Genomic DNA, 20,592 nt, shown 5'->3' on the forward strand with positions numbered 1-20,592 from the left:
AATGTGTTAAAGGGACGTGGCACAGAGTAACGGCTAAAACAGTTGTTTTAAATTACCCGGGCCCGGGTTTTTACGCTCAAACGAACGTGACTGACCAGTCTCCGACAAAGCGTCTGTTTCACGGGTCACGAACAGGGGAAATTTACTGCTTGAACTCGAATTCCAGCGCCGCGCCTTCAACGTCCCGGCGCTCTTCATTGCGCCGTTGCAGCTGCATTTCGTTGCTGATCAGGCGACCGTTCAGCTGAAACGGACTGCTTTTGCCACCGAACATTTGCGGCAACACCGCATCGTGTCGAGGCAACGGAACCGTGCCGACCGGTTTCAATTCTTCGACCTTGTCCTTGGGCAAGCTCAAGTCGAGAGTGGCCGGAGGGAGTTGGGTTTTCACCACTTCACTGGCCGGTTTCGACTTGGAAGCAATGGGGGAGCGTTTTTTTACCGGTGCAGCCTTCTTTTTGACCGGAGTGGCTTTTTTGACCGGCGCTGTTTTATCAGTGGTTATGCTGGCTGTCGGTTTTTCCTGAACGGAAGCCGCCATGACAGCTTCCGCATGACAAGTCATCAACAGGCAGATCAATAACCAGGCAGAAGGAAAAATCGGCTTCATGGACCCAACGGCGCGAACGGCAGAAGGTTATATGCTCGCCTGTTAGAGGCGACAAGACAAGCGGGCAGTTCATCACTGCCCGCTTGTCAAAAACCGCTCGTTGTCTCCTGACACAGTTGCGTCGCCAGCAGCCCCAGTGTCATCAATGCACGCTCGGCCTCACGATTCCAGGGGATGCCGCAGTTCAGGCGAATGCAGTGATTGAATTGCTCGGTGTTACTGAAAATAAGCCCCGGCGCAATACTGATGCCCTGCTGCAACGCACGCACATGCAACTCTTGCGTATTGACCCGCCCCGGCAGACTGACCCACAGAATGAAACCGCCGGTAGGCCGGGTCATCTGTGTGCCTTCCGGGAAGTATTGCTGCACTGCCAGTTGGAAAGCGCTGAGGTTCTTGCGGTACTCCTGACGGATGTAACGCAAATGCCGGTCGTACCCGCCGTTCTCCAGATAGGCCGCAATGCCCATTTGCGTGACACTGCAGGCCGAATGCGTGCTGAACGTCTGCAAGCGCTGAATTTCCTGCTGGTACTTGCCGGCAATCATCCAGCCGATCCGCACGCCGGGCGACAGGGTTTTGGAGAAGCTGGAGCAATAAATCACCCGATCCAGCCGGTCATAGGCCTTGAGCGATTTGGTGCGGCCCTGCTCGAACATCAGCTCGCCGTAAATATCGTCTTCGACAATCTGAATATCGAAATCCGAGGCCAGGCGCAGCAGTTGTTTCTGCCGCTCTTCGGGCATGGTGCCGCCCAAGGGATTGCTCAGGCGCGTGGTCAGCACCAGTGCCTTGATCGACCACTGGTTGGCCGCCAATTGCAACGCTTCGAGGCTCATGCCGGTGGCCGGATCGCTGGGGATCTCGATGACTTTCAGCCCCAGCAGGTCGGCCAGTTGCAGCAAACCGTAATAGGTCGGCGACTCGGCGGCGATCAGATCGCCCGGCCGGGTCAGTACGCGCAAAGACATCTGCAATGCATCGACGCAGCCGTGGGTGATTACCACTTCCGACGGATCAACCACCACGCCGGCATCGCGCATGCGGATCGCCACTTGCCGACGCAACGGCTCGAAACCAGGGCTGAACATATAGCTGAACGCGCGCGGACTATGGAAACGGGTGACTTTGGCCAGTTGCTGATGCAGTGCCCGCACCGGCAGATAATCGACACTCGGTACAGCCGCGCCCAACGGGAAGACCCCCTCACGGCGGGATTCAACCAGGACTTGCTGAATGATGCTGCTGCGGGTGACCAGGCCTGGGCGCTCGACCCGGGCGATGTCCGGGGTCGGTGCCGTCAGGGCGGGTGTCTGGTGCACGTAGTAACCGGATTGCGGCCGGGCACGGATCAGCCCTTGATCTTCAAGGTTGGCGTAGGCCTGCAACACCGTCGCATGGCTGACGTTGAGCTGCGAGCTCATCTTGCGCACTGAAGGCACGCGCTCTCCCGGCTGATAGACGCCGCGGCGGATGTCTTCGGCCAGTTGCTGAGCAATACGTTGATAGAGCAAGAGATTGGTCATGACGCAGCACTCGATTTCACGGGCATTTTATTCTTGTGTGAAACAATACCGGAACAGTTTAGAAGTGTACTGGGACAGTTAATACAATAGTCGACCATACAGTGCGGTGTCAGCAAAAACTGTACTGTTTTACGACGCATTTGACGGGGCGCAAAAAAACCCGGCGCTGCTGAGCAGGCCGGGTTTTTCCAGTGACGCAGCCCTTAACGAGCCGCGCCGAGCTGGCCTTTTTCGTCGGAGAACACAATTTCCACCCGACGGTTCTGTGCACGACCGCGCTCGGAAGCGTTGGCGTCCACCGGGTACTCATCGCCGTACCCTTCAACCTGGATGCGTTTGTCGTCGATGCCCAGGTCCGTCAATACGTCAGCTACCGATTGCGCCCGGTCGCGGGACAGCTTGAGGTTTTCCTGTTTACCGCCAGTGCTGTCGGTGTAGCCCTCGATCCGCACCACACGCTTGGGGTTGAGCTGCAGGAACTGGACGATCTTCAGCACCACCCGGTTCGCCGAGCTCTTCAGCTCCGCCTCACCGGTATCGAACAGCACGTCACCCAGGGTCATCACCAGACCACGGTCAGTCTGGGTGGTCGCCAGCGCCACGATCTGCTCTTCGAGCCACTTGCCCTGTTGCTGCACGCTGAGCAATTTGGACTCACGCAGCGCCAATTGCAGGCGCTGACGCTCGAGTTCGAGTTTCGCTGCGCGCTCTTCGTTGAGCACCTGATTGGTGTGCTCCCGGGCGATTTCGCTGTAGCGCTGGCTCAGGTAGGCGTAATGCGCCACGTCCGAACCGCTGCCCCAGTAGCTGGACAGTCGATCGGCGCGGGCCAGGGACTCGCCGGCACGGATCACGTCCTTGGGCGCGATACGCAACACGTTGGAGTCTTCCTTGACCTTCTGGAAGTCGGCACCGGCCTGCTGCAACGCAGCTTCGCTGTGTTGACCGGCGCAGCCATAAAGGCTTGCGCAGCCGGCCAGGATCAAGCCGCCGAGTGCTTTGGTCTTCAGGTTCATTGGGCATCTCCCAGTTGCTTGCGCAGGCGGGTGATGCGGGTATTGAGCACGTTCAACTGCTCCTCGCTTTTGTGGGTCAGGACCCGGGCTTCGGCCAGGCGCGCGTCCAGCTCGGCCTGCTCGGCCCGCATGCGCGCATTCTTGAAGGACTGGTCGGCCATGTTGCCCTTGGCACGGTTGAACTTGTCCTGGGCCAGTTTCAGCTCCGGCACTTCCTCGGCGGTAGCGCCCACGGCCTTGGCTTGTTCGAGGGCCTGTTCGGTCAGGCGTATTTGTTCATTCGGCGCCGGATCGGCTGCACAACCCGCCAGAGCCAGAACGGCCAGGGCAGCGAAAAGAGGTCGAATACTCACTAAAAATCCCTACTGTTTTGGGGTACTGACAGGTTGTGGCTGCGATTGTGAGCCTTGCGCTTTCCAACGCTCGATATTGCGCAGCAACGCAGCTTCCGTCAGTCCGGACGCGGGCAATTCTGTCATCTTTTTGGCCAGCTGTCCGCGTAACCAAGGATCGTTACAGGCGGAGTTATGGGAAACCGCGAGGTACAGGCCGGGTTTGTCGATGGGTTGTGGGTGGGCCATCAAGTCATTGGCCATCCCCAGCGTTTGCACCATGGCCATGCCCGAGTAGCGACCGGCGAGGACAAACTCCACCTCGCCCAGCAGCAATTTCTGAAAGGCCTGAGTCAGATTGGGTGTGCGCACGAGGGTCAATTGCTGCTCGGCGAAAGTTCCGAATGAAGGGCTCACTCGAGCCTTTTCCGACAACGCGCCGGGATGACCGTGAAGGTCCTGCGCCTCGTTGTAGACCAGTAGTGAATCGTTGCGGGTCCAGACCAGGTAATCGTTTTCCAGCAGCGGTGGATGGATGTAATCCAGATTTTCCAGCTCAGTGACCGTCAACGGCGCATCGGCCAGCATGTCCATGCGCCCGCTGCGCACTTCGTCCAGGGCCTGGGAACGTTTGCCGGCATAAAGCAGCTCAACCTTGATGCCCAACTCCCCCGCCACTTGCTGCAACAAATCAGCACTGGCGCCGATCAGATGCTTGGGGTTTTGCGGGTCTTGCCACAGGTACGGCGGCGCGTCGGGACTGCCGGTCACGATCAAGCGCTCGCATTTTCCGGCAGCGATGGACAGCCCCGGTATCAGCGCCAGACTTAAACACAATCCTGGCAAAAAAGAGCAGCCAAACCAGTGGCGCAGATCCATGGCAACACTCTCCCCACTCAAATCCGGAACAAAAAAAAGCCCGACCAAAAGGCCGGGCTCTTTATAAGTCAAGCCGCCGGATTAGACCAGCTTCTCGAACTCAGGGATGGCTTCGAACAGGTCCGCCACCAGGCCATAATCGGCCACCTGGAAGATCGGCGCTTCTTCGTCCTTGTTGATCGCCACGATCACTTTGGAGTCTTTCATGCCGGCCAGGTGCTGGATCGCGCCGGAGATACCGACGGCGATGTACAACTGTGGCGCAACGATCTTGCCGGTCTGACCGACCTGCATGTCGTTGGGTACGAAACCTGCGTCGACCGCGGCGCGGGAAGCACCGACGGCAGCGCCCAGCTTGTCGGCCAAGGCGTACAGGTGTTTGAAGTTGTCACCGTTCTGCATGCCACGGCCGCCGGAAACGACGATCTTGGCAGCGGTCAGTTCCGGACGGTCGGACTTGGCCAGTTCTTCGTTGACGAAGCTGGAAGTGCCGGCGTTGTGAACAGCGGCAACAGCTTCAACGGCGGCCGAACCACCTTCGGCCGCCACCGGGTCGAAACCGGTAGCCCGCACGGTGATCACTTTCACTGCAGCATTCGATTGCACAGTAGCGATGGCGTTACCGGCGTAGATCGGGCGCTTGAAGGTGTCGGCGCTTTCTACCGAGATGATCTCGGAGATCTGGTCAACGTCCAGCTGAGCGGCGACGCGCGGCAGGATGTTTTTGCCGTTGGAAGTGGCGGCAGCCAGGATGTGGCTGTAGCCCTTGCCCAACTCGGCTACCAGTGGAGCAACGTTTTCCGGCAGCTGATGCGCGTAAGCAGCATTGTCAGCGTTCAGGACTTTGCTCACGCCAGCGATTTTCGCAGCGGCTTCAACCACGGCGCCAGCGCCCTGGCCTGCAACCAGAACGTGGATGTCGCCACCGATCTTGGCGGCAGCAGCAACGGTGTTCAGCGTGGCCGGGGCCAGCACTTTGTTGTCGTGTTCGGCGATTACCAAGATAGTCATGATTAGATTACCTTCGCTTCGTTTTTCAGTTTCTCGACCAGTTCAGCCACCGACTTGACCTTGATACCCGCGCTGCGTGCAGCTGGCGCTTCGACTTTCAGGGTCTTGTTGGTGGAGGCGGTGGAAACGCCCAAAGCGTCCGGAGTCAGCACTTCGAGAGGCTTCTTCTTGGCTTTCATGATGTTTGGCAGGGACGCGTAGCGCGGCTCGTTCAAACGCAGGTCGGTGGTGACGATGGCCGGCAGTTTCAGGGAAACGGTCTGCGCGCCGCCGTCGATTTCGCGGGTCACGGCAACTGTATCGCCGGACACTTCGACTTTCGACGCGAACGTGCCCTGACCGTAGCCGCTCAATGCCGCGAGCATCTGGCCAGTCTGGTTGTTGTCGCTGTCGATGGCTTGTTTGCCGAGGATCACCAGTTGTGGCTGTTCCTTGTCGACCACTGCCTTGAGCAGCTTGGCCACGGCCAGGGAAGTCAGATCTTCAGCGGATTCGACGAGGATGGCGCGGTCGGCACCCAGAGCCAGCGCAGTGCGCAGTTGCTCTTGAGCGGTGGACGGGCCGATGGAGACGACGACGATTTCAGTCGCAACGCCTTTCTCTTTCAGACGTACGGCTTCTTCCACTGCGATTTCGCAGAACGGGTTCATCGACATCTTGACGTTAGCGAGGTCGACGCCGGAATTGTCCGCCTTGACGCGAACCTTGACGTTGTAATCCACAACGCGTTTGACAGCTACAAGAACCTTCATGGATTCCTCGTTACTCTCCGGTGAAAAGAAAGTCGCCTAGGCGAACCTGGCGGTTGATGCTCATCGGCGCAAGGGCACCTCTAAAAACGCTGGCAGGTGTATCGGGTGAACCTTGCTCACGAGGCTGATGACCGTTCGTCAGTGGTGACCGACAAGTCATTCATTACCGTGGCGTGTAAACTGCGCGCGATACCTGCGCGGCGCTTCACCTTGTACTGCCATCGCCGTGTCTTTAGAGGTGCTCTTGAAACCTACATTCAGCCTACGGCGAGCGCAAAACCGCCCGTATCTTGACCGGAACACCTATTCCGGTCAATACGGCAAAATGGCCAGTCATAAGCCGCGTGACTTTGATTTATCTGGCTTTGAGCCGATTCAAACAAACGTTTGTATTGGACGCTAAGAGTGGTGTAGATATAATGCGCCACCCAAAGAGAAAGGTGGTTCATCGATTGTCCTCTGTGCCGCACTATGGGGAATTCATGAATGCGACACCCAACCTCCAATTAGAAAAAAAACTGTTGAGCCTTGAGTAGGAGATAGCCTGTGGAACGCGAATACATGGAATTCGACGTGGTCATCGTCGGTGCCGGCCCCGCTGGCCTGTCCGCCGCCTGCCGTTTGAAGCAGAAGGCCGCCGAAGCCGGTAAGGAAATCAGCGTCTGCGTGGTCGAAAAAGGCTCCGAAGTCGGCGCTCATATCCTGTCCGGTGCCGTGTTCGAACCACGGGCCCTGAACGAACTGTTCCCAGACTGGAAAGAACTCGGCGCGCCGCTGAACACGCCAGTCACCCGCGATGACATCTTCGTTCTGAAAAACGCTGACAGCGCGCAGAAGATTCCAGACTTCTTTGTGCCCAAGACCATGCACAACGAAGGTAACTACATCATCTCCCTGGGCAACCTGTGCCGCTGGCTGGCCCAGCAGGCCGAAAACCTGGGCGTGGAAATCTACCCGGGCTTCGCCGCCCAGGAAGCGCTGTTCGACGAGAACGGCGTGGTGCGCGGGATCATCACCGGCGATCTGGGCGTTGACCGCGAAGGCAATCCGAAGGAAGGCCTGTACACCCCAGGCATGGAACTGCGTGCCAAGTACACGCTGTTCGCCGAAGGTTGCCGCGGCCACATCGGCAAGCAGCTGATCAAGCGTTTCAACCTCGACAGCGAAGCCGACGCCCAGCACTACGGCATCGGCCTGAAAGAAATCTGGGAAATCGACCCGGCCAAGCACCAGCCAGGCCTGGTGGTCCACACCGCGGGCTGGCCGCTGGACATCATGGGCACCGAGAACACCGGGGGCTCGTTCCTCTATCACCTGGAAAACAACCAGGTGGTGGTCGGTCTGATCGTCGATCTTTCCTACAGCAACACCTTCCTGTCGCCGTTCGATGAGTTCCAGCGCCTCAAGCATCACCCGGTGCTCAAGCAATACCTGGAAGGCGGCAAGCGCGTCAGCTACGGCGCTCGCGCCATCTGCAAAGGCGGCCTGAACTCGCTGCCGAAAATGGTCTTCAAGGGCGGCGCGCTGATCGGTTGCGACCTCGGCACCCTGAACTTCGCCAAGATCAAGGGCAGCCACACGGCGATGAAGTCCGGCATGCTCGCCGCTGACGCCGTGGCCGACGCGCTGTTTGCCGATCTGGACGGCACGCAAGAGCTGACCACTTATGTCGAAGCGTTCAAGAAGAGCTGGCTCTACGACGAACTGTTCGCCAGCCGCAACTTCGGCCCGGCGATGCACAAGTTCGGCCCGATCCTCGGCGCTGGCTTCAACTGGATCGACCAGAACATCTTCGGCGGCAAACTGCCGTTCACCCTGCACGACACCAAGCCGGATTACGCGTGCCTGAAACTGGCGGCCGACTGCAAGAAGATCGACTACCCGAAACCGGACGGCAAGATCAGCTTCGACAAACTCAGCTCGGTGTTCATCTCCGGCACCAACCACGAAGAAGAGCAGCCGTGCCACCTGAAGCTGGCCGACGCGAGCATCCCGATCAGCAAGAACCTGCCGCTGTACGATGAACCTGCCCAGCGTTACTGCCCGGCCGGCGTGTACGAAGTGGTCACCCAGGAAGACGGCGAGAAGCGCTTCCAGATCAACGCCCAGAACTGCGTTCACTGCAAGACCTGCGACATCAAGGACCCTGCACAGAACATCACCTGGGTGGCGCCGGAAGGCTCCGGCGGCCCGACTTACCCGAACATGTAAGTCGACCGTCTGAACAACAAGGCTCCCTGAACGGGGGCCTTTTTGTTGCCCGCAATTCAAGCGTCACCACAAGAACCTGTGGATCAGGCAGCGCGCTCATCCCCCGGATTACGCTCGAAGTAGCGCTTGTACTCACGGCTGAACTGCGACGTACTCTGATACCCCACCCGATGCGCCACCTGGGCCACGCCCAATCCTTCGCCCTGCAGCAAGCGCTGGGCCTTGAGCAAGCGCAAACGCTTCAGATACTGCACTGGCGACAACAAGGTGCAGCGTTTGAAATGCTCGTGAAACGTCGATGCGCTCATGTTGGCGCAACTGGCCAGGGCTTCGACGTTCAGCGGCTCGGTGTAATGGGCATGCAGATGGCTCAGGGAGGCCGCGATCCGGGCGAACTGCCCCTGTTGCTCCACCAGCGCCCGCAATACATCGGCTTGCGGCCCACGCAAGGCAACGAACAACAACTCACGCAATCGCGCCTGTCCCATAACCTGGCTCTCCAGCGGGTCGTGCAGACAGCGCAACAGCCGTTCAACACAACCCCGCATCGCATCATCGAGCACCGCCGAAGTCATGGACTCTGGCGTCTGCGCCGCGATATAGCGCCCCGACGCCAGCCCCATGGCCAGCACCAACTCACCGAGCAACACCCGGTCAATGGCGATGGAAATGCCCAGCATCGGGCCATCGGGCGCGGAAAACGTCTCGCACTCGAACGGCACCGGCAGCGCCTGAATCAAATAATGCCCGGCACCGTATTCCAGAGTACGCGACCCCAGATACGCCAACTTGCTGCCCTGGGCGATGATGACCAGGCTTGGCTCGTAGATTTGCGGGCCACGGGCCAAATCACAACTGGCCCGCAAAATCTGCACGCCCGGCAACGTGGTAGGCGTGAAACCATCGCGGGTGGTCAGCGGCTGGATCAGCGAAACCAGCGTGGCATTGGCATCGAGATGACGGGTCAACAACATGGAGAGCTCTTCACAAAAAAGTCGCGAAAAAAGGGATGAAAACATCATCGCAGGTCTGAACGCCAATGCGGCCAATCAACGGCGCATACCGGAGGATTAGGCATGACACCCGGAGGAATCGCCATGGCCGGTCACCCGTGCGGTGCCCAGAATGGCTCGCCTCACCTGTCACTGCTTTGCGAGGTTCACCATGTACACCGCCATCGGATACGCCGCTCAGTCGCCCACCACTCCCCTCGCCCCGATGAAATTCGAACGCCGCAGTCCACGGGCCGACGACGTCGCAATCGAGATTCTCTACTGCGGCGTCTGCCATTCCGACATCCACCAGGCGCGCAACGAGTGGGGCATTGCGGTTTACCCGCTGATGCCCGGCCATGAGATCGTCGGCAAAGTGACCGCCGTCGGCGCGAACGTTACTAAACACAAAGTCGGCGATCTGGTCGGCGTCGGTTGCATGGTCGACTCGTGCCGCCATTGCGAAGCCTGCCAGGCCGATCTGGAGCAATACTGCCTCGAAGGCCCGACCATGACGTACGCCACCCCGGACCGGGTCGATGGCAGCAACACGATGGGCGGTTACTCCGACAGCATCGTGGTCAGCGAGCACTTTGTCGTGCGCATCCCGGAGAAGCTCGACCTGGCCAGCGCCGCGCCGATTCTATGTGCCGGCATCACCACCTACTCGCCGCTCAAGCACTACGGCGTGAAGGCCGGTGACAAGGTCGGGATTCTTGGCATGGGCGGTCTCGGTCACATGGGGATCAAGTTCGCCAAGGCGATGGGCGCTGAGGTGACCTTGTTCACCCGCTCGGCGAGCAAAGCTGAAGAAGGTCGTCGCCAAGGCGCGGACCACGTGATCGTGTCCACCGATGCCGAACAGATGAAGGCCGCCGCCGGACAATTCGACTTCCTGCTGGACACCATTCCGGTGCAGCACGACCTCAACCCCTACCTCGATACCCTGCGTTTCGACGGCGTGCACATTCTGGTGGGCTTGATCGAGCCGATCGATCCGCCGGTGCATGCTGCCAAACTGGTATTGGGTCGTCGCATGCTGGCCGGCTCACTGATCGGCGGCATCGCCGAAACCCAGGAAGTACTGGACTTCTGCGCCGAGCACGGCATCTCCTGCGACATCGAAATGCTCGACATCCGCCAGATCAACGAGGCTTACACCCGCATGATCGCCGGTGACGTGAAATACCGCTTCGTGATCGACATGGCGACGCTGAAACTCTAAACCTTCAGGCCCAATTCCGCCGACAGCCGGGCTGTGACCCCTTTGATCAGGGGAATCAGCTCGGCCATTTTTTCCAGTGGCATGTACGGCACGGTGCTGGCGATGCTGATGCCGGCGACAATGCGCTTGCTGGCATCGCGGATCGGTGCCGCCACGCAGCGAATCGACGGTTCGTTGTCCTCCAGGTCGAAGGCGTAGCCGCCAGCCACGTACTCGATCATGCGCTGCTGAAACTGTTCCCAGGATTGCTCCGGGTGCTGCGGCCAGAACTGATTTTTCCCACCCACCGGCAAGCTGATTTCATACAGTCGTTGCCATTCTTCCTGCGAGTCATCAAGCATCAGCGCCTTACCAATCCCGGTACGCGCCAACGGCATGCGATGGCCGACCCGCGAACGCATTTCCGGGCCATTTCGCCCCGGATTCTTGAGCAGGTACAGCACCTCGTCGCCTTCACGAATCGCCAGGTGAATGGTGTCGCCGGTCAACGCCGACAACTCATCCAGATACGGCCCGGCCAGCGTCACCAGCGGCAGCTCTTCACGCGCCTGGAAACCCAGCTCGATCAGTTTCGGCCCCAGCAGATAACCGATTTGCGGCACCACCCGCAGATAACGCTCGTCCACCAGGCAACTGGCCAGACGATGGGTGGTGCTGCGCGTCGTGCCGATCAGCCGGGCAATTTCCTTGAGATCGCGGGCGCCACTGGCCACCGCCTGCACCACACCCAGGCCACGAAGCAGTGTCTGGGTGCCGGTCGGCGCGGCGTCCTTGGCGATTTTTGGGGCGTCTTCCTGCATATCCAGCCTTTACCGTTGAGCGAGGGAACGGGCGGCATTATGGTCGCCCGACGGCTGCGACTACAACTTGATACGCTCGACCTTGCCCACCAGCAACACGTAGGAAAGCGCGCCCAGCAACGCCAGAACCGAGATATAGGTGATCGCCGGAGCAAACGAATCACCGGAAGCAAGGAAACCGATAACGATCGGTGTGGTGATCGCCGCCAGGTTGCCGATGAAATTGAACACCCCACCGGTCAGCCCGAGCAAGCGCGCCGGGGCCAGGGTCGACACCAGCGACCAGGTGATCGAGGCCAGGCCATTACCGAAGAAGGCCAACGCGAGGAAGGCAATCACCAACGGTGTCGACTCGACGAAGTTGGCGCCGATGATCGAGGTGGAAATCAGCAATCCGCCAATGATCGGCAGTTTGCGGGCAAAACCTACGGTGTAGCCGCGACGGATCAAAAAGTCCGAGAAGAACCCCGAACACAGCACGCCGACAAACGCTGCGAGAAACGGCAGCGACGCCAGCAAGCCAGACTTGATGAAGTCCATGCCACGATATTTCACCAGGTAGGTCGGGAACCACGTCAGAAAGAACCACAAGGTTGAATTGAGGCAGAACTGGCCGAGGTAGATGCCCCACAACTTGCGTTTGCTCAGGACAATCCCGAGGTCGATCCAGCTGAATTTCGCCTTGGCCTTGACAGTCTCGGCCTGGATATCCACCAGCCCTCCGCCCTCGCGGATCAGCTCGATTTCCGCGTCGTTGGCGCCCTTGAAATCCCGTGGTTCGCGATACACCGCGTACCAGATCACCGCCCAAAGGATGCCCACCACACCGGTGCTGACAAACACCATGTGCCAGCCATATTGGTGTTGCAGCCAGGCAAGCACAGGCGTGAGAAATGCCAGTCCAACGAACTGCCCGGAGGTGTAGAAACCGATGGCTGTGGCGCGTTCGCGCTCGGGGAACCAGGTTGTCACTACGCGGCTGTTGATCGGGTACGCCGGCGCTTCCAGGGCGCCGACGGCCATGCGCAGCACGAACAGCGCGATGAAACTGGCAGCAAAGCCGAGCATCACCGTGGCCAGCGACCACAACAGCAATGCAACGCTATAGAGGATGCGCGGCGGCACCCGGTCCACCAGCCAGCCGCCGGGGATCTGCATGGCGGCGTAGGTCCAGCCGAATGCGGAAAAAATCAGCCCGACATGAATCGGATCGATGCCCAGGTCGCTGGTCAGCGCCGGGGCGGCGATGGACAGGTTGCTGCGGTCCAGGTAGTTGATCACCACCGTGATGAACAACAGGACCATGATGAAAAAACGCTTGCGACTGGGCGTCACCAACGACGCCTGCCCGGTGAGGGTTTGCGGTTGCATGGAGGTGCCTCTTCTTATGTTTATTGAGGTCATGGTGGTTGATCGTCCCTACGCTCTGCGTGGGAACGATCACCGCGTGAGTTTCACCACTCAGCAAAACTGCCATCGGCATGGCGCCAGATCGGGTTGCGCCAGCGGTGGCCGACGGCAGCACGCTCAATCACGTATTCCTCGTTGATCTCGATCCCCAAACCCGGCCCATTGGGGATCTTCACGAAGCCTTTGTCGTAGTCGAACACCCGCGGATCTTTCACATAGTCGAGCAGGTCGTTGCTCTCGTTGTAATGGATGCCCAGGCTCTGTTCCTGGATGAACGCGTTGTAGCAAACCGCGTCCAGTTGCAGGCACGCCGCCAGGGCAATCGGCCCCAACGGGCAATGCAGCGCCAGCGCCACGTCGTAGGCTTCGGCCATGTTGGCGATCTTGCGGGTTTCGGTGATGCCGCCCGCATGGGACGCATCAGGCTGGATGATGTCGACGTAGCCTTCGCTGAGCACACGCTTGAAATCCCAACGCGAGAACAACCGCTCACCAAGAGCAATCGGTGTGCTGGTCAGCGGCGCCAGCTCCTTCAGCGCTTCGTAGTTTTCACTGAGCACCGGTTCTTCGATGAACATCAGTTTGTACGGGTCGAGTTCCTTCATCAGCACCTTGGCCATCGGCTTGTGCACCCGACCATGGAAGTCCACGCCGATGCCGACATTCGGGCCCACCGCATCGCGCACGGCGGCAACGTTGGCCAGCGCCAGGTCGACTTTCTCGAAGGAATCGAGGAACTGCAGCTCTTCGGTGCCGTTCATTTTCACTGCGGTGAAACCACGGCTGACCGCTTCTTTCGCGGCGCGCGCGGTGTCTGCCGGGCGATCACCACCGATCCACGAATACACCCGAATCTTGTCCCGCACCTGGCCGCCCAACAGATCGCTGACCGACACCCCCAGCGCCTTGCCCTTGATGTCCCACAATGCCTGGTCGATACCGGCCAGCGCGCTCATGTGGATCGCCCCGCCCCGGTAGAAGCCGCCACGGTAGAGCACGGTCCAGATGTCTTCGATGTTGCGTGGATCTTTACCGATCAGGTAGTCGGACAACTCCTCGACCGCAGCAGCGACGGTGTGCGCGCGGCCTTCGACCACGGGCTCGCCCCAACCGGTCACACCCTCGTCGGTCTCGATCTTGAGGAAGCACCAGCGCGGCGGAACGATGAAGGTGGTGAGTTTGGTGATTTTCATCTCTATTGTCTCTCTTGTAGATGCAGCGCTCACAGCGCCAGAAAGTCTTAACGCAGAGCGTTCCACGCAGCGACATATGCCTTGGCGCGCACCGCTACTTCGTCCGCCGTCATGCCCGGTTTGAACAACCCGGAGCCGAGACCGAAACCTTTGACGCCGGCCTCGACAAACACCTGCATGTTGTCTGGCGTAATCCCGCCCACCGGCACCAGCACCGTCCCCGCCGGCAACACCGCCAGCCAGGCTTTCACTACGGCTGGGCCCATCTGCTCGGCCGGGAACATCTTCAGCACATCCGCCCCTTCGGCCAGCGCGGCAAAGGCTTCGGTCGGCGTCGCCACGCCCGGCGACAGAAACAGCCCTGCTGCCTTCGCCGCGCGCAACACCTTGGCATCGCTGTGGGGCATGACGATCACCTGGCCGCCCGCCGCTTTCACTTGCTCGACCTGTTCCGGCGTCAGCACCGTGCCCGCGCCGATCAGGCAGTCGGCGGGTAATGTGCTGCGCAGGATGCGGATACTTTCGTACGGCTCGGGGGAATTAAGCGGCACTTCGATGACGCGAAATCCGGCCGAATACAGGACTTCGCCGACGGCTGCCGCTTCTTGCGGACGCAGGCCACGCAAGATCGCGATCAGACCGTTTTGTGCCAATGCTTGCTTGAGCATGTCAGACCTCCAGTCAGGTTTAACGGGATAGGTTTGCAGTGATAAGTCCGGCGGCGACCGCCAACTGCCACAAGCCGCGTTCGGTGGCCTGCTCGGCCAGGGTTACCCGGGTAAAACCGCAGGCGTCGAGCGCCCGGCTGTAGCGAGTGCAGAGTTGGGCATTGCCGATAAGGATGATCGAGGGCAGGTGCACGCTATTGCGTCGACGTCGCTGAACGGTGGCCAAGGCCGACAGTTCATGGCCGATCAGCAGGCCGGACAGATAGTCCGGCTGAGCGGTGGCGCTCAGCTCGCCGGTCAGCCCCAGACTGCGGGCACTGAACAACGTCGACAGCGGCCCGATCTCGCCATCCGCCGACAGCGCCACTTGCACGCCACGGTCAAAAGCATCGCCATCAAAAGCCCCGCCGCGCTGCTGAGTGCGCCCCAGAATGCTGTGTTCGCTGAGCACGGCGAAGATCTCGCCGGTCATGAAGGTATCGAAATGCACGATGCAGCCGTCGGCCACTTGCACCCATTTCGAATGGCTGCCCGGCAGGCCGATCAACAGATCGCTACCCGCCTCGCCCGGCAGATTCTGTAATACGCCGAGGACCTGGGTTTCCTCGCCACGCATGACATTGGGCAAGTGCGAACGCTGAATAACACCCGGCACGATGTGCACATCGACACCGCGCAGACTGCGAACGTTTTGTAGGGAAGTTCCGAGATTGGCGACGTTCGCCGGCGTGTCGCAGTAGGCCGCTTCGCGCCAGCCCTGAGCACTGCCGACCATGCCACAGGCAATCACCGGCACATCGGGCTGCGCGTCGAGCCAGTCACCGCAAGCCTCATCAAAGGCCAGTTCAAAACCGTCGGCGCATGCCTGACCGGCGATGGTTCGCGGCGTCTTGGGCAACTGCATGATCCCGGACGACAGCGCACGCTGTTCCAGCACCTGGCCACCGAAGCCGAGTTTGTAAGCACGTAATGAGGTTGTCCCCCAATCGAGCGCGATCAATTGCGCCAGCATCGCTTCACCTGTTTTGTTTTTTGGCAGTGAGTGAGCTGGACTATAAACCTGGACGAGGGGAAATCTCAATATATAAATATCAATCCCACATATTGAGACAACACAAAAAAAGATCGCAGCCTTCGGCAGTTCCTACAGATTCGATGTACGCCCGCAATATCGCGGTCGAAACACAATCCCGTGCAGGAGCTGCCGAAGGCTGCGATCTTTTAGAGGATCAATTACCGGCGGCAAAATCCCTTAACACCGCCCCATCCATCCGATACCGCACCCACTCTTCCTGCGGTTGTGCGCCGAGGGATTTGTAAAATTCGATCGCCGGTTTGTTCCAGTCCAGCACGCTCCATTCGAAACGGCCGCAGTCATTGGCGCAGGCGATTTTCGCCAGGTGGCGCAGCAGGGTTTTACCGGCACCGCCGCCCCGTTGTTCAGGGGTGATGTAGAGGTCTTCGAGGTACAGGCAATTGCTGCCCAGCCAGGTGGAATAGCTGAAGAAGAACACCGCGAAGCCGATCGGCAGGCCATCGCGCAGGCAGATCAGGCCATGGGCGGTGGCGCCTTCGCTGAACAGGCTGCGCTCGATGTCGGCGACGCTGGCGATGACTTCGTGGCGGGCACGTTCGAAGTCGGCCAGTTCAGTGATGAACGCGAGGATTTGCGGAGCATCGCTGGGGGTTGCCGGGCGGATTTCGATCGTCATGGACGTGCCTTGTCAAAAGTTGAAAACGCCATACTAAGTCCGCGCGCGGCGCTCGTCACATTTGAAATGATGGAGGGGGCCTTTGTGACTAATGTCGATTCGCTAAGTAATCTCAGCCGCAACACACTCTCCGTAGCAGCTGTCGAGCTTGCGAGGCTGCTGCTACGGATTGCATTTACGGTTTAACTTACTGGCATTGGAGCAAGCTCCCTCGCCACAAAAGCGTTTTCATACTTAGGACATTTATGAGCACCACTGCTTTCGCACCTCTGCAGAATCTGGCTTCTGAACTGCTGCCCCATGCGCTGGAACCTGGCGAGGATGGCGCCCACGATCTGTCGCACTTGCAACGGGTATGGCACAACGTGCGCACGCTTCATGCTGAAGAAAGCGGTGACCTTGAGGTGCTGCTGGCCGCCGTGCTGTTGCACGATTGCGTGGCGGTGGAGAAGAACTCGCCGCTGCGTTCCCAGGCGTCATGGCTGGCGGCGCAGAAAGCGGCGACAGTGCTGACAGCCATGGATTGGCCTGACGCAAAAATCACCGCGGTCGTCCATGCCATTGAGGCCCATAGCTTCAGCGCCAACATCACACCCACGACCCTCGAAGCCCGAATCATCCAGGACGCCGACCGCCTCGACTCCCTTGGCATGCTCGGCGTGGCGCGTACCTTCTACATTGCCGGGCGCATGGGCAGCGCGCTGTACGACCCTGTGGACCCGGAGGCACACGAGCGGGACTACGACGACAAACGCTTTTGCCTCGATCATTTCCAGACCAAGCTGCTGCACCTGGCGGACGGCTTCCAAACGACCACCGGCCAGCGCCTGGCACAGGTTCGCCATCAACGCTTGAAGGGATTCATGGAGCTGTTCAAGGAAGAAATAGGCGTCGGCTGAGGAGCCAGGGCCACACCGCTCGTCGTTCATCAGGCACCAATCCAGATCGTGGATGGACCAATAACGGGTAAGGGTTCGCCGATGCGAGCCAGGCGCCATACCCGTCCATCCCAACCAAGAGGTCACCATGAACGTCGATAAAAACCTGGAAAAAGAAGTCCTGACCCGCCTGCTGCATGCCCATCCAAGCGGCTTGGGCAAGGAGGTTCTAGACAATTACCGGGGGGAGAAAGTCGTGGCCAGCACCCTTGCGACGCTGCAGGAGCGTGGGCTGATCCAGCACGGTCATGTGATCTGCAACGAAGCCGGCGAACACTCGCTGAACCTGCCGATCAAACTCAGCGCCGCTGGGGTTGAGGCGGCGCGCAAACTGGATAACTAACCGAGCAGGAGCTGGCGAAGCCTGCGCCAGCTCCTATAGCCAGGAGAAATCCCATGCCTCGTGGAAGCAAAGACAAATACACCGCCGAGCAGAAACGCAAGGCCGAACACATCGAAGAAAGCTACGAACGCAAAGGCGTGTCGAAAGATGAAGCCGAGGCCCGCGCCTGGGCGACGGTGAACAAGCAGTCGGGTGGCGGTGAGCGCGCCGGCGGCTCAGGACGCAAGAAACCGGCCGCTGCCAAGTCTGCCGATCGCAAGGAATCAGCCCGCCGTGCCGTCGCCACCCGGGAGGGCAAACCGCGCAACAGCAAGGCGTCACGCGATACCCAGACGGTGGACAGCCTGATGAAGGAAGCCCGGGCGAAGAAGATTCCGGGGCGTTCGAGCATGCGCAAGCAAGAGCTGATCGAGGCGTTGCGCAAGGCGGGTTGAAAGTCAGGATTGAGGGTGAATTTGAGGGCCGATGGCGGCTGATCAGGCGCTAAAAGTCTCGCGGATCAACGCATCCACTTCCGCCGCCCCCGGCGAAGTCGCCGGCCCCCAACGAGTGACCGCCAACGCCGCTGCCGCATTCGCCCGCCGTGCCGCTTCAGCCGCCGACAAACCCTGCGCCAACCCGGCCACAAACACCCCGGCATGGGCATCCCCCGCACCGTTGCTGTCGACGGCCGAGACCTTGAATCCCGGCACCTGCTGACGGTCGCCATGCTGGCTGATCCAGCAGCCCTGCGGCCCATCGCGAACCACCATCAGGGCGTCCGTCGGCAACTGATCCGCCAAAATATTCAACGCCTCGGCAATGTCCGACGCCCCGGTAAACCGCAGCGCCTCGACCCGGTTGCTGGTCCACAGATCGATGCGCGGCAGCAAGGCCTTCATCAGCCGCGCGTCCGGCGAATCCACCAACGGCCCCGGATCGAATACCACTTTGATCCCGTCCGGCAACTCCAGCACCCAATCCACCAGCACCTGAGCCTTGCCGGCATGCAGCAGGCTGTAGCCGCTGACATAGACAAAGTCGCCCGCCTCGGCCGGCACACTCGCCAGGTCTTCGGCGGTCAATTCGCCTTCGGCACCGATGTAGGAAATGAACGTGCGTTCGGCCGAGGCTTCAGTCAGTGCGACACACAACCCGGTGTCGCGCTCAGCACGGTGAGCGATGCCGATCCGAATGCCTTCTGCCGTCATCGCCTCCCGGGCCAGATCACCAAAACGGCCATTGCCATGGCGCCCGAGGTAGACCACCGACAAGCCGTTCCGTCGGGCCGCGGCCATCACATTGAAACCGCCGCCCGCCTCGAAACGGGCGGATTGCGCCAGCACGTCACCGCCCGAATGAGGCAATTTGTCCACGGCCATGACCAGGTCGATGATGACTTGGCCGGTGTGCAGCATCCTAGACATGAACAGGCTCGAGCAACGCGGCGCGGCGGTCCTTGACACCGCCGAGCACCCAGTAAATCCCGCCAGCCACCACAAACGTCACGATCCAGCCCAGGCCGTTATGGCCCAACCAGGAGTCGGACAGAAAGCCCCGGAACCAGACATCTTGTTCAGTGGTGCCAATGGTGGTGAAGCTGAAACCCAACACAATCGCCACCGCCCACGCACCGAATGCACGCCACTCGACGCCACCGCGATACCAGTAGGCGCTGCTCGGGCTGACGTCCAGCAGGTCCTTGGGGCTGTAGTAATGACGATGGATCAGGTCGACCACGAAGATCCCGACCCACGCCGTGATGGGCACCGCCAGCAAGGAAATGAAGGTAATGAACGGGCCGTAGAAACTCTCGGCGATCAGCATGAAGTAGATCGAGCCAGCGAAGATCGCCACGATATCGACCACCACCGCATACACGCGCTTGACCTTCAGGCCGAGGGTCAAGGTGGTCAAACCGGCGGAGTACACCGACAGGTTGTTCGACAGCAGTAGCCCGCCGAACGCGGTGATCAGGTACGGCACCGCCATCCAGCTCGGCAGCATGTCGCGGATCGCGACAATCGGGTCAGTGGCCGAGGCCAGATCATTATTGCCCACCGACAGCAGACCGCCGAGGGTGATCAGCAGCACCAGCGGAATCCCCGCGCCGAACGCCGCCGACGCCACCAGGCGCACCGCTTTGACGCTGCGGTGCTGGTAGCGCGACATGTCTGCGCCGGCGTTGGCCCAGCCGATCCCGGTGCCGGCGGCCATGGTGCCGATGCCGATGATCATCGCGCTCAACGGTGCTGGCGTGGCGTTGAACACGGCGCTCCAGTCGATGGTCGCGCAGAGGAAACCGCCGACCAGGATGTTCAGCGCACCGAACACGTAGGTTGCCCATTTCTGGATCACCAGCAATGTGGCGTGGCCGAGACCGGACACCGACAACGTCAGCAGCACGAAAATCGCGATGAACACCAGGGTCAGCAGCGGCGCGCTTTTGGCTTCCACCGGCGAGCCGAACACTATCGAGCACAACGACAGCAGGACGAACGCGGCGGTGGTGGTGTTGACCGTTTCCCAACCCAGGCGCGACATCAGCGAGACCAGCGTCGGGCCGATATTGCCACGTACGCCGAAGATCGCTCGCGACAGCGTCAGGCTCGGTGCGCGACCACGACGACCGGCTATGGAGATGATCCCCACCACCGCGAAAGAGCCGGCGGCACCAAGGATCGCGACGATGATCGCTTGCCAGATCGCCAGGCCGCGAAAGGCCACCAGCGTGGCGCCCAACGGCAAGCCGAGAATGGAAATGTTGGCCGCAAACCAGACCCAGAACAGTTGCAGCGGATGACCGTTGCACTCCCCTTCCGGCACCGGTTCGATACCACGGGTTTCCAGTTGTCCGGCGCTTTGCCCGGCGTTCGATGAACTCATGAAAATGCTCCTTGCAATTGTTATGGTGTGGGCAATCTCGGAGGACAAAACAACAGCCGGCCGTCCTGCCCGTGTTTGTGCGTTCCATTGCGGGTGAAAAATTCAAGTA

Annotated in this window: 21 protein-coding genes; 5 read left to right on the forward strand and 16 right to left on the reverse strand. The window is 60.2% G+C overall.

All coding sequences use genetic code 11. The features are described 5' to 3' along the window. Window positions 1-142 precede the first annotated feature (142 nt). The 7 genes from PSH69_RS22030 to PSH69_RS22060 all read right to left on the reverse strand — a co-directional run bounded on the left by PSH69_RS22030 (window position 143) and on the right by PSH69_RS22060 (window position 6,126). Entirely contained in the window at window positions 143-610 is a 468-nt protein-coding gene (locus PSH69_RS22030) for a translation initiation factor 2 (RefSeq protein WP_305409827.1), read from the reverse strand. Between the two features lie 86 nt (window positions 611-696). Then, window positions 697-2,136, reverse strand: a complete 1,440-nt coding sequence (locus tag PSH69_RS22035) for a PLP-dependent aminotransferase family protein (RefSeq protein ID WP_018929883.1) — start codon at window positions 2,134-2,136, stop codon at window positions 697-699. 203 nt (window positions 2,137-2,339) lie between these two features. Then, a complete protein-coding gene (locus tag PSH69_RS22040; RefSeq protein WP_018929884.1) occupies window positions 2,340-3,152 on the reverse strand; it encodes an OmpA family protein in 813 nt (270 codons plus the stop codon). After that, entirely contained in the window at window positions 3,149-3,505 is a 357-nt protein-coding gene (locus PSH69_RS22045; protein WP_018929885.1) for a DUF4398 domain-containing protein, read from the reverse strand. The genes PSH69_RS22040 and PSH69_RS22045 overlap by 4 nt, the downstream gene beginning before the upstream one ends. 9 nt (window positions 3,506-3,514) lie before the next feature. Beyond that, window positions 3,515-4,363 (reverse strand): ABC transporter substrate-binding protein, encoded by an 849-nt coding sequence (locus tag PSH69_RS22050; protein WP_305409828.1) that lies wholly within the window; start codon window positions 4,361-4,363, stop codon window positions 3,515-3,517. A gap of 81 nt (window positions 4,364-4,444) precedes the next feature. Further along, a complete protein-coding gene (locus tag PSH69_RS22055; protein WP_019582611.1) occupies window positions 4,445-5,374 on the reverse strand; it encodes an electron transfer flavoprotein subunit alpha/FixB family protein in 930 nt (309 codons plus the stop codon). 2 nt (window positions 5,375-5,376) lie between these two features. Continuing rightward, window positions 5,377-6,126 (reverse strand): electron transfer flavoprotein subunit beta/FixA family protein, encoded by a 750-nt coding sequence (locus PSH69_RS22060; protein WP_007903904.1) that lies wholly within the window; start codon window positions 6,124-6,126, stop codon window positions 5,377-5,379. A 546-nt stretch (window positions 6,127-6,672) separates the two neighbouring features. Between PSH69_RS22060 and PSH69_RS22065 the strand changes: the two genes are divergently transcribed. Continuing rightward, entirely contained in the window at window positions 6,673-8,337 is a 1,665-nt protein-coding gene (locus PSH69_RS22065; RefSeq protein ID WP_096480883.1) for an electron transfer flavoprotein-ubiquinone oxidoreductase, read from the forward strand. A gap of 83 nt (window positions 8,338-8,420) precedes the next feature. Here PSH69_RS22065 and PSH69_RS22070 read toward each other — a convergent pair whose 3' ends face one another. Then, complete coding sequence (locus PSH69_RS22070) at window positions 8,421-9,311, reverse strand: AraC family transcriptional regulator (RefSeq protein WP_064616620.1); 891 nt, start codon at window positions 9,309-9,311, stop codon at window positions 8,421-8,423. A 190-nt stretch (window positions 9,312-9,501) separates the two neighbouring features. On the opposite strand from PSH69_RS22070, the gene PSH69_RS22075 reads away from it, so the two are divergent. Next, on the forward strand, window positions 9,502-10,554 hold the full coding sequence (locus PSH69_RS22075) for an NAD(P)-dependent alcohol dehydrogenase (RefSeq protein ID WP_019582753.1): 1,053 nt from the start codon (window positions 9,502-9,504) through the stop codon (window positions 10,552-10,554). On the opposite strand, the gene PSH69_RS22080 is transcribed toward PSH69_RS22075, so the two are convergent. From PSH69_RS22080 to PSH69_RS22105, 6 genes are all read right to left on the reverse strand, one after another. After that, a complete protein-coding gene (locus PSH69_RS22080; protein WP_096480885.1) occupies window positions 10,551-11,354 on the reverse strand; it encodes an IclR family transcriptional regulator in 804 nt (267 codons plus the stop codon). The two genes, PSH69_RS22075 and PSH69_RS22080, sit on opposite strands and share 4 nt — an antisense overlap. Window positions 11,355-11,414: 60 nt before the next feature. Beyond that, entirely contained in the window at window positions 11,415-12,725 is a 1,311-nt protein-coding gene (locus PSH69_RS22085; protein WP_305409829.1) for an MFS transporter, read from the reverse strand. A gap of 83 nt (window positions 12,726-12,808) precedes the next feature. Continuing rightward, complete coding sequence (gene dgoD / locus PSH69_RS22090) at window positions 12,809-13,957, reverse strand: galactonate dehydratase (protein ID WP_030131992.1); 1,149 nt, start codon at window positions 13,955-13,957, stop codon at window positions 12,809-12,811. Window positions 13,958-14,004: 47 nt separating this feature from the next. Further along, window positions 14,005-14,625 carry a 2-dehydro-3-deoxy-6-phosphogalactonate aldolase gene (locus PSH69_RS22095; RefSeq protein WP_018926189.1) on the reverse strand — a complete coding sequence of 207 codons (621 nt, stop codon included), beginning with the start codon at window positions 14,623-14,625 and terminating at the stop codon, window positions 14,005-14,007. A gap of 19 nt (window positions 14,626-14,644) precedes the next feature. Continuing rightward, window positions 14,645-15,637 carry a 2-dehydro-3-deoxygalactonokinase gene (locus tag PSH69_RS22100; RefSeq protein WP_305409830.1) on the reverse strand — a complete coding sequence of 331 codons (993 nt, stop codon included), beginning with the start codon at window positions 15,635-15,637 and terminating at the stop codon, window positions 14,645-14,647. Window positions 15,638-15,854: 217 nt separating this feature from the next. Beyond that, window positions 15,855-16,337 carry a GNAT family N-acetyltransferase gene (locus PSH69_RS22105; protein ID WP_111455360.1) on the reverse strand — a complete coding sequence of 161 codons (483 nt, stop codon included), beginning with the start codon at window positions 16,335-16,337 and terminating at the stop codon, window positions 15,855-15,857. 245 nt (window positions 16,338-16,582) lie between these two features. Between PSH69_RS22105 and PSH69_RS22110 the strand changes: the two genes are divergently transcribed. The 3 genes from PSH69_RS22110 (at window position 16,583) to PSH69_RS22120 (ending at window position 18,052) form a co-directional block, all read left to right on the forward strand. Continuing rightward, window positions 16,583-17,236: an HD domain-containing protein gene (locus PSH69_RS22110; protein ID WP_305409831.1), complete on the forward strand. Its 654-nt coding sequence runs from the start codon at window positions 16,583-16,585 to the stop codon at window positions 17,234-17,236. 127 nt (window positions 17,237-17,363) lie between these two features. After that, window positions 17,364-17,618 (forward strand): hypothetical protein, encoded by a 255-nt coding sequence (locus PSH69_RS22115; RefSeq protein ID WP_018926197.1) that lies wholly within the window; start codon window positions 17,364-17,366, stop codon window positions 17,616-17,618. A gap of 53 nt (window positions 17,619-17,671) precedes the next feature. Next, complete coding sequence (locus PSH69_RS22120; protein ID WP_086944608.1) at window positions 17,672-18,052, forward strand: Rho termination factor N-terminal domain-containing protein; 381 nt, start codon at window positions 17,672-17,674, stop codon at window positions 18,050-18,052. A 42-nt stretch (window positions 18,053-18,094) separates the two neighbouring features. Here the strand turns inward: PSH69_RS22120 and PSH69_RS22125 are convergent, their stop codons facing one another. Both PSH69_RS22125 and PSH69_RS22130 read right to left on the reverse strand, forming a co-directional pair. Continuing rightward, window positions 18,095-19,024, reverse strand: a complete 930-nt coding sequence (locus PSH69_RS22125; RefSeq protein ID WP_305409832.1) for a PfkB family carbohydrate kinase — start codon at window positions 19,022-19,024, stop codon at window positions 18,095-18,097. Beyond that, window positions 19,017-20,483 (reverse strand): cytosine permease, encoded by a 1,467-nt coding sequence (locus tag PSH69_RS22130; RefSeq protein ID WP_305409833.1) that lies wholly within the window; start codon window positions 20,481-20,483, stop codon window positions 19,017-19,019. Before PSH69_RS22130 ends, PSH69_RS22125 begins: the two co-directional genes overlap by 8 nt. Window positions 20,484-20,592: the final 109 nt, after the last annotated feature.

The organism is Pseudomonas sp. FP1740, assembly GCF_030687165.1.
GTDB lineage: Bacteria > Pseudomonadota > Gammaproteobacteria > Pseudomonadales > Pseudomonadaceae > Aquipseudomonas.

Coding starts and splice junctions, on each gene's coding strand:
- PSH69_RS22030 (WP_305409827.1), bottom strand. CDS start 610: ATGAAGCCGATTTTTCCTTCTGCCTGGTTATTGATCTGCCTGTTGATG.
- PSH69_RS22040 (WP_018929884.1), bottom strand. CDS start 3,152: ATGAACCTGAAGACCAAAGCACTCGGCGGCTTGATCCTGGCCGGCTGC.
- PSH69_RS22075 (WP_019582753.1), top strand. CDS start 9,502: ATGTACACCGCCATCGGATACGCCGCTCAGTCGCCCACCACTCCCCTC.
- PSH69_RS22105 (WP_111455360.1), bottom strand. CDS start 16,337: ATGACGATCGAAATCCGCCCGGCAACCCCCAGCGATGCTCCGCAAATC.
- PSH69_RS22115 (WP_018926197.1), top strand. CDS start 17,364: ATGAACGTCGATAAAAACCTGGAAAAAGAAGTCCTGACCCGCCTGCTG.
- PSH69_RS22050 (WP_305409828.1), bottom strand. CDS start 4,363: ATGGATCTGCGCCACTGGTTTGGCTGCTCTTTTTTGCCAGGATTGTGT.
- PSH69_RS22085 (WP_305409829.1), bottom strand. CDS start 12,725: ATGCAACCGCAAACCCTCACCGGGCAGGCGTCGTTGGTGACGCCCAGT.
- PSH69_RS22035 (WP_018929883.1), bottom strand. CDS start 2,136: ATGACCAATCTCTTGCTCTATCAACGTATTGCTCAGCAACTGGCCGAA.
- PSH69_RS22125 (WP_305409832.1), bottom strand. CDS start 19,024: ATGTCTAGGATGCTGCACACCGGCCAAGTCATCATCGACCTGGTCATG.
- PSH69_RS22095 (WP_018926189.1), bottom strand. CDS start 14,625: ATGCTCAAGCAAGCATTGGCACAAAACGGTCTGATCGCGATCTTGCGT.
- PSH69_RS22100 (WP_305409830.1), bottom strand. CDS start 15,637: ATGCTGGCGCAATTGATCGCGCTCGATTGGGGGACAACCTCATTACGT.
- dgoD (WP_030131992.1), bottom strand. CDS start 13,957: ATGAAAATCACCAAACTCACCACCTTCATCGTTCCGCCGCGCTGGTGC.
- PSH69_RS22110 (WP_305409831.1), top strand. CDS start 16,583: ATGAGCACCACTGCTTTCGCACCTCTGCAGAATCTGGCTTCTGAACTG.
- PSH69_RS22060 (WP_007903904.1), bottom strand. CDS start 6,126: ATGAAGGTTCTTGTAGCTGTCAAACGCGTTGTGGATTACAACGTCAAG.
- PSH69_RS22130 (WP_305409833.1), bottom strand. CDS start 20,483: ATGAGTTCATCGAACGCCGGGCAAAGCGCCGGACAACTGGAAACCCGT.
- PSH69_RS22070 (WP_064616620.1), bottom strand. CDS start 9,311: ATGTTGTTGACCCGTCATCTCGATGCCAATGCCACGCTGGTTTCGCTG.
- PSH69_RS22055 (WP_019582611.1), bottom strand. CDS start 5,374: ATGACTATCTTGGTAATCGCCGAACACGACAACAAAGTGCTGGCCCCG.
- PSH69_RS22120 (WP_086944608.1), top strand. CDS start 17,672: ATGCCTCGTGGAAGCAAAGACAAATACACCGCCGAGCAGAAACGCAAG.
- PSH69_RS22080 (WP_096480885.1), bottom strand. CDS start 11,354: ATGCAGGAAGACGCCCCAAAAATCGCCAAGGACGCCGCGCCGACCGGC.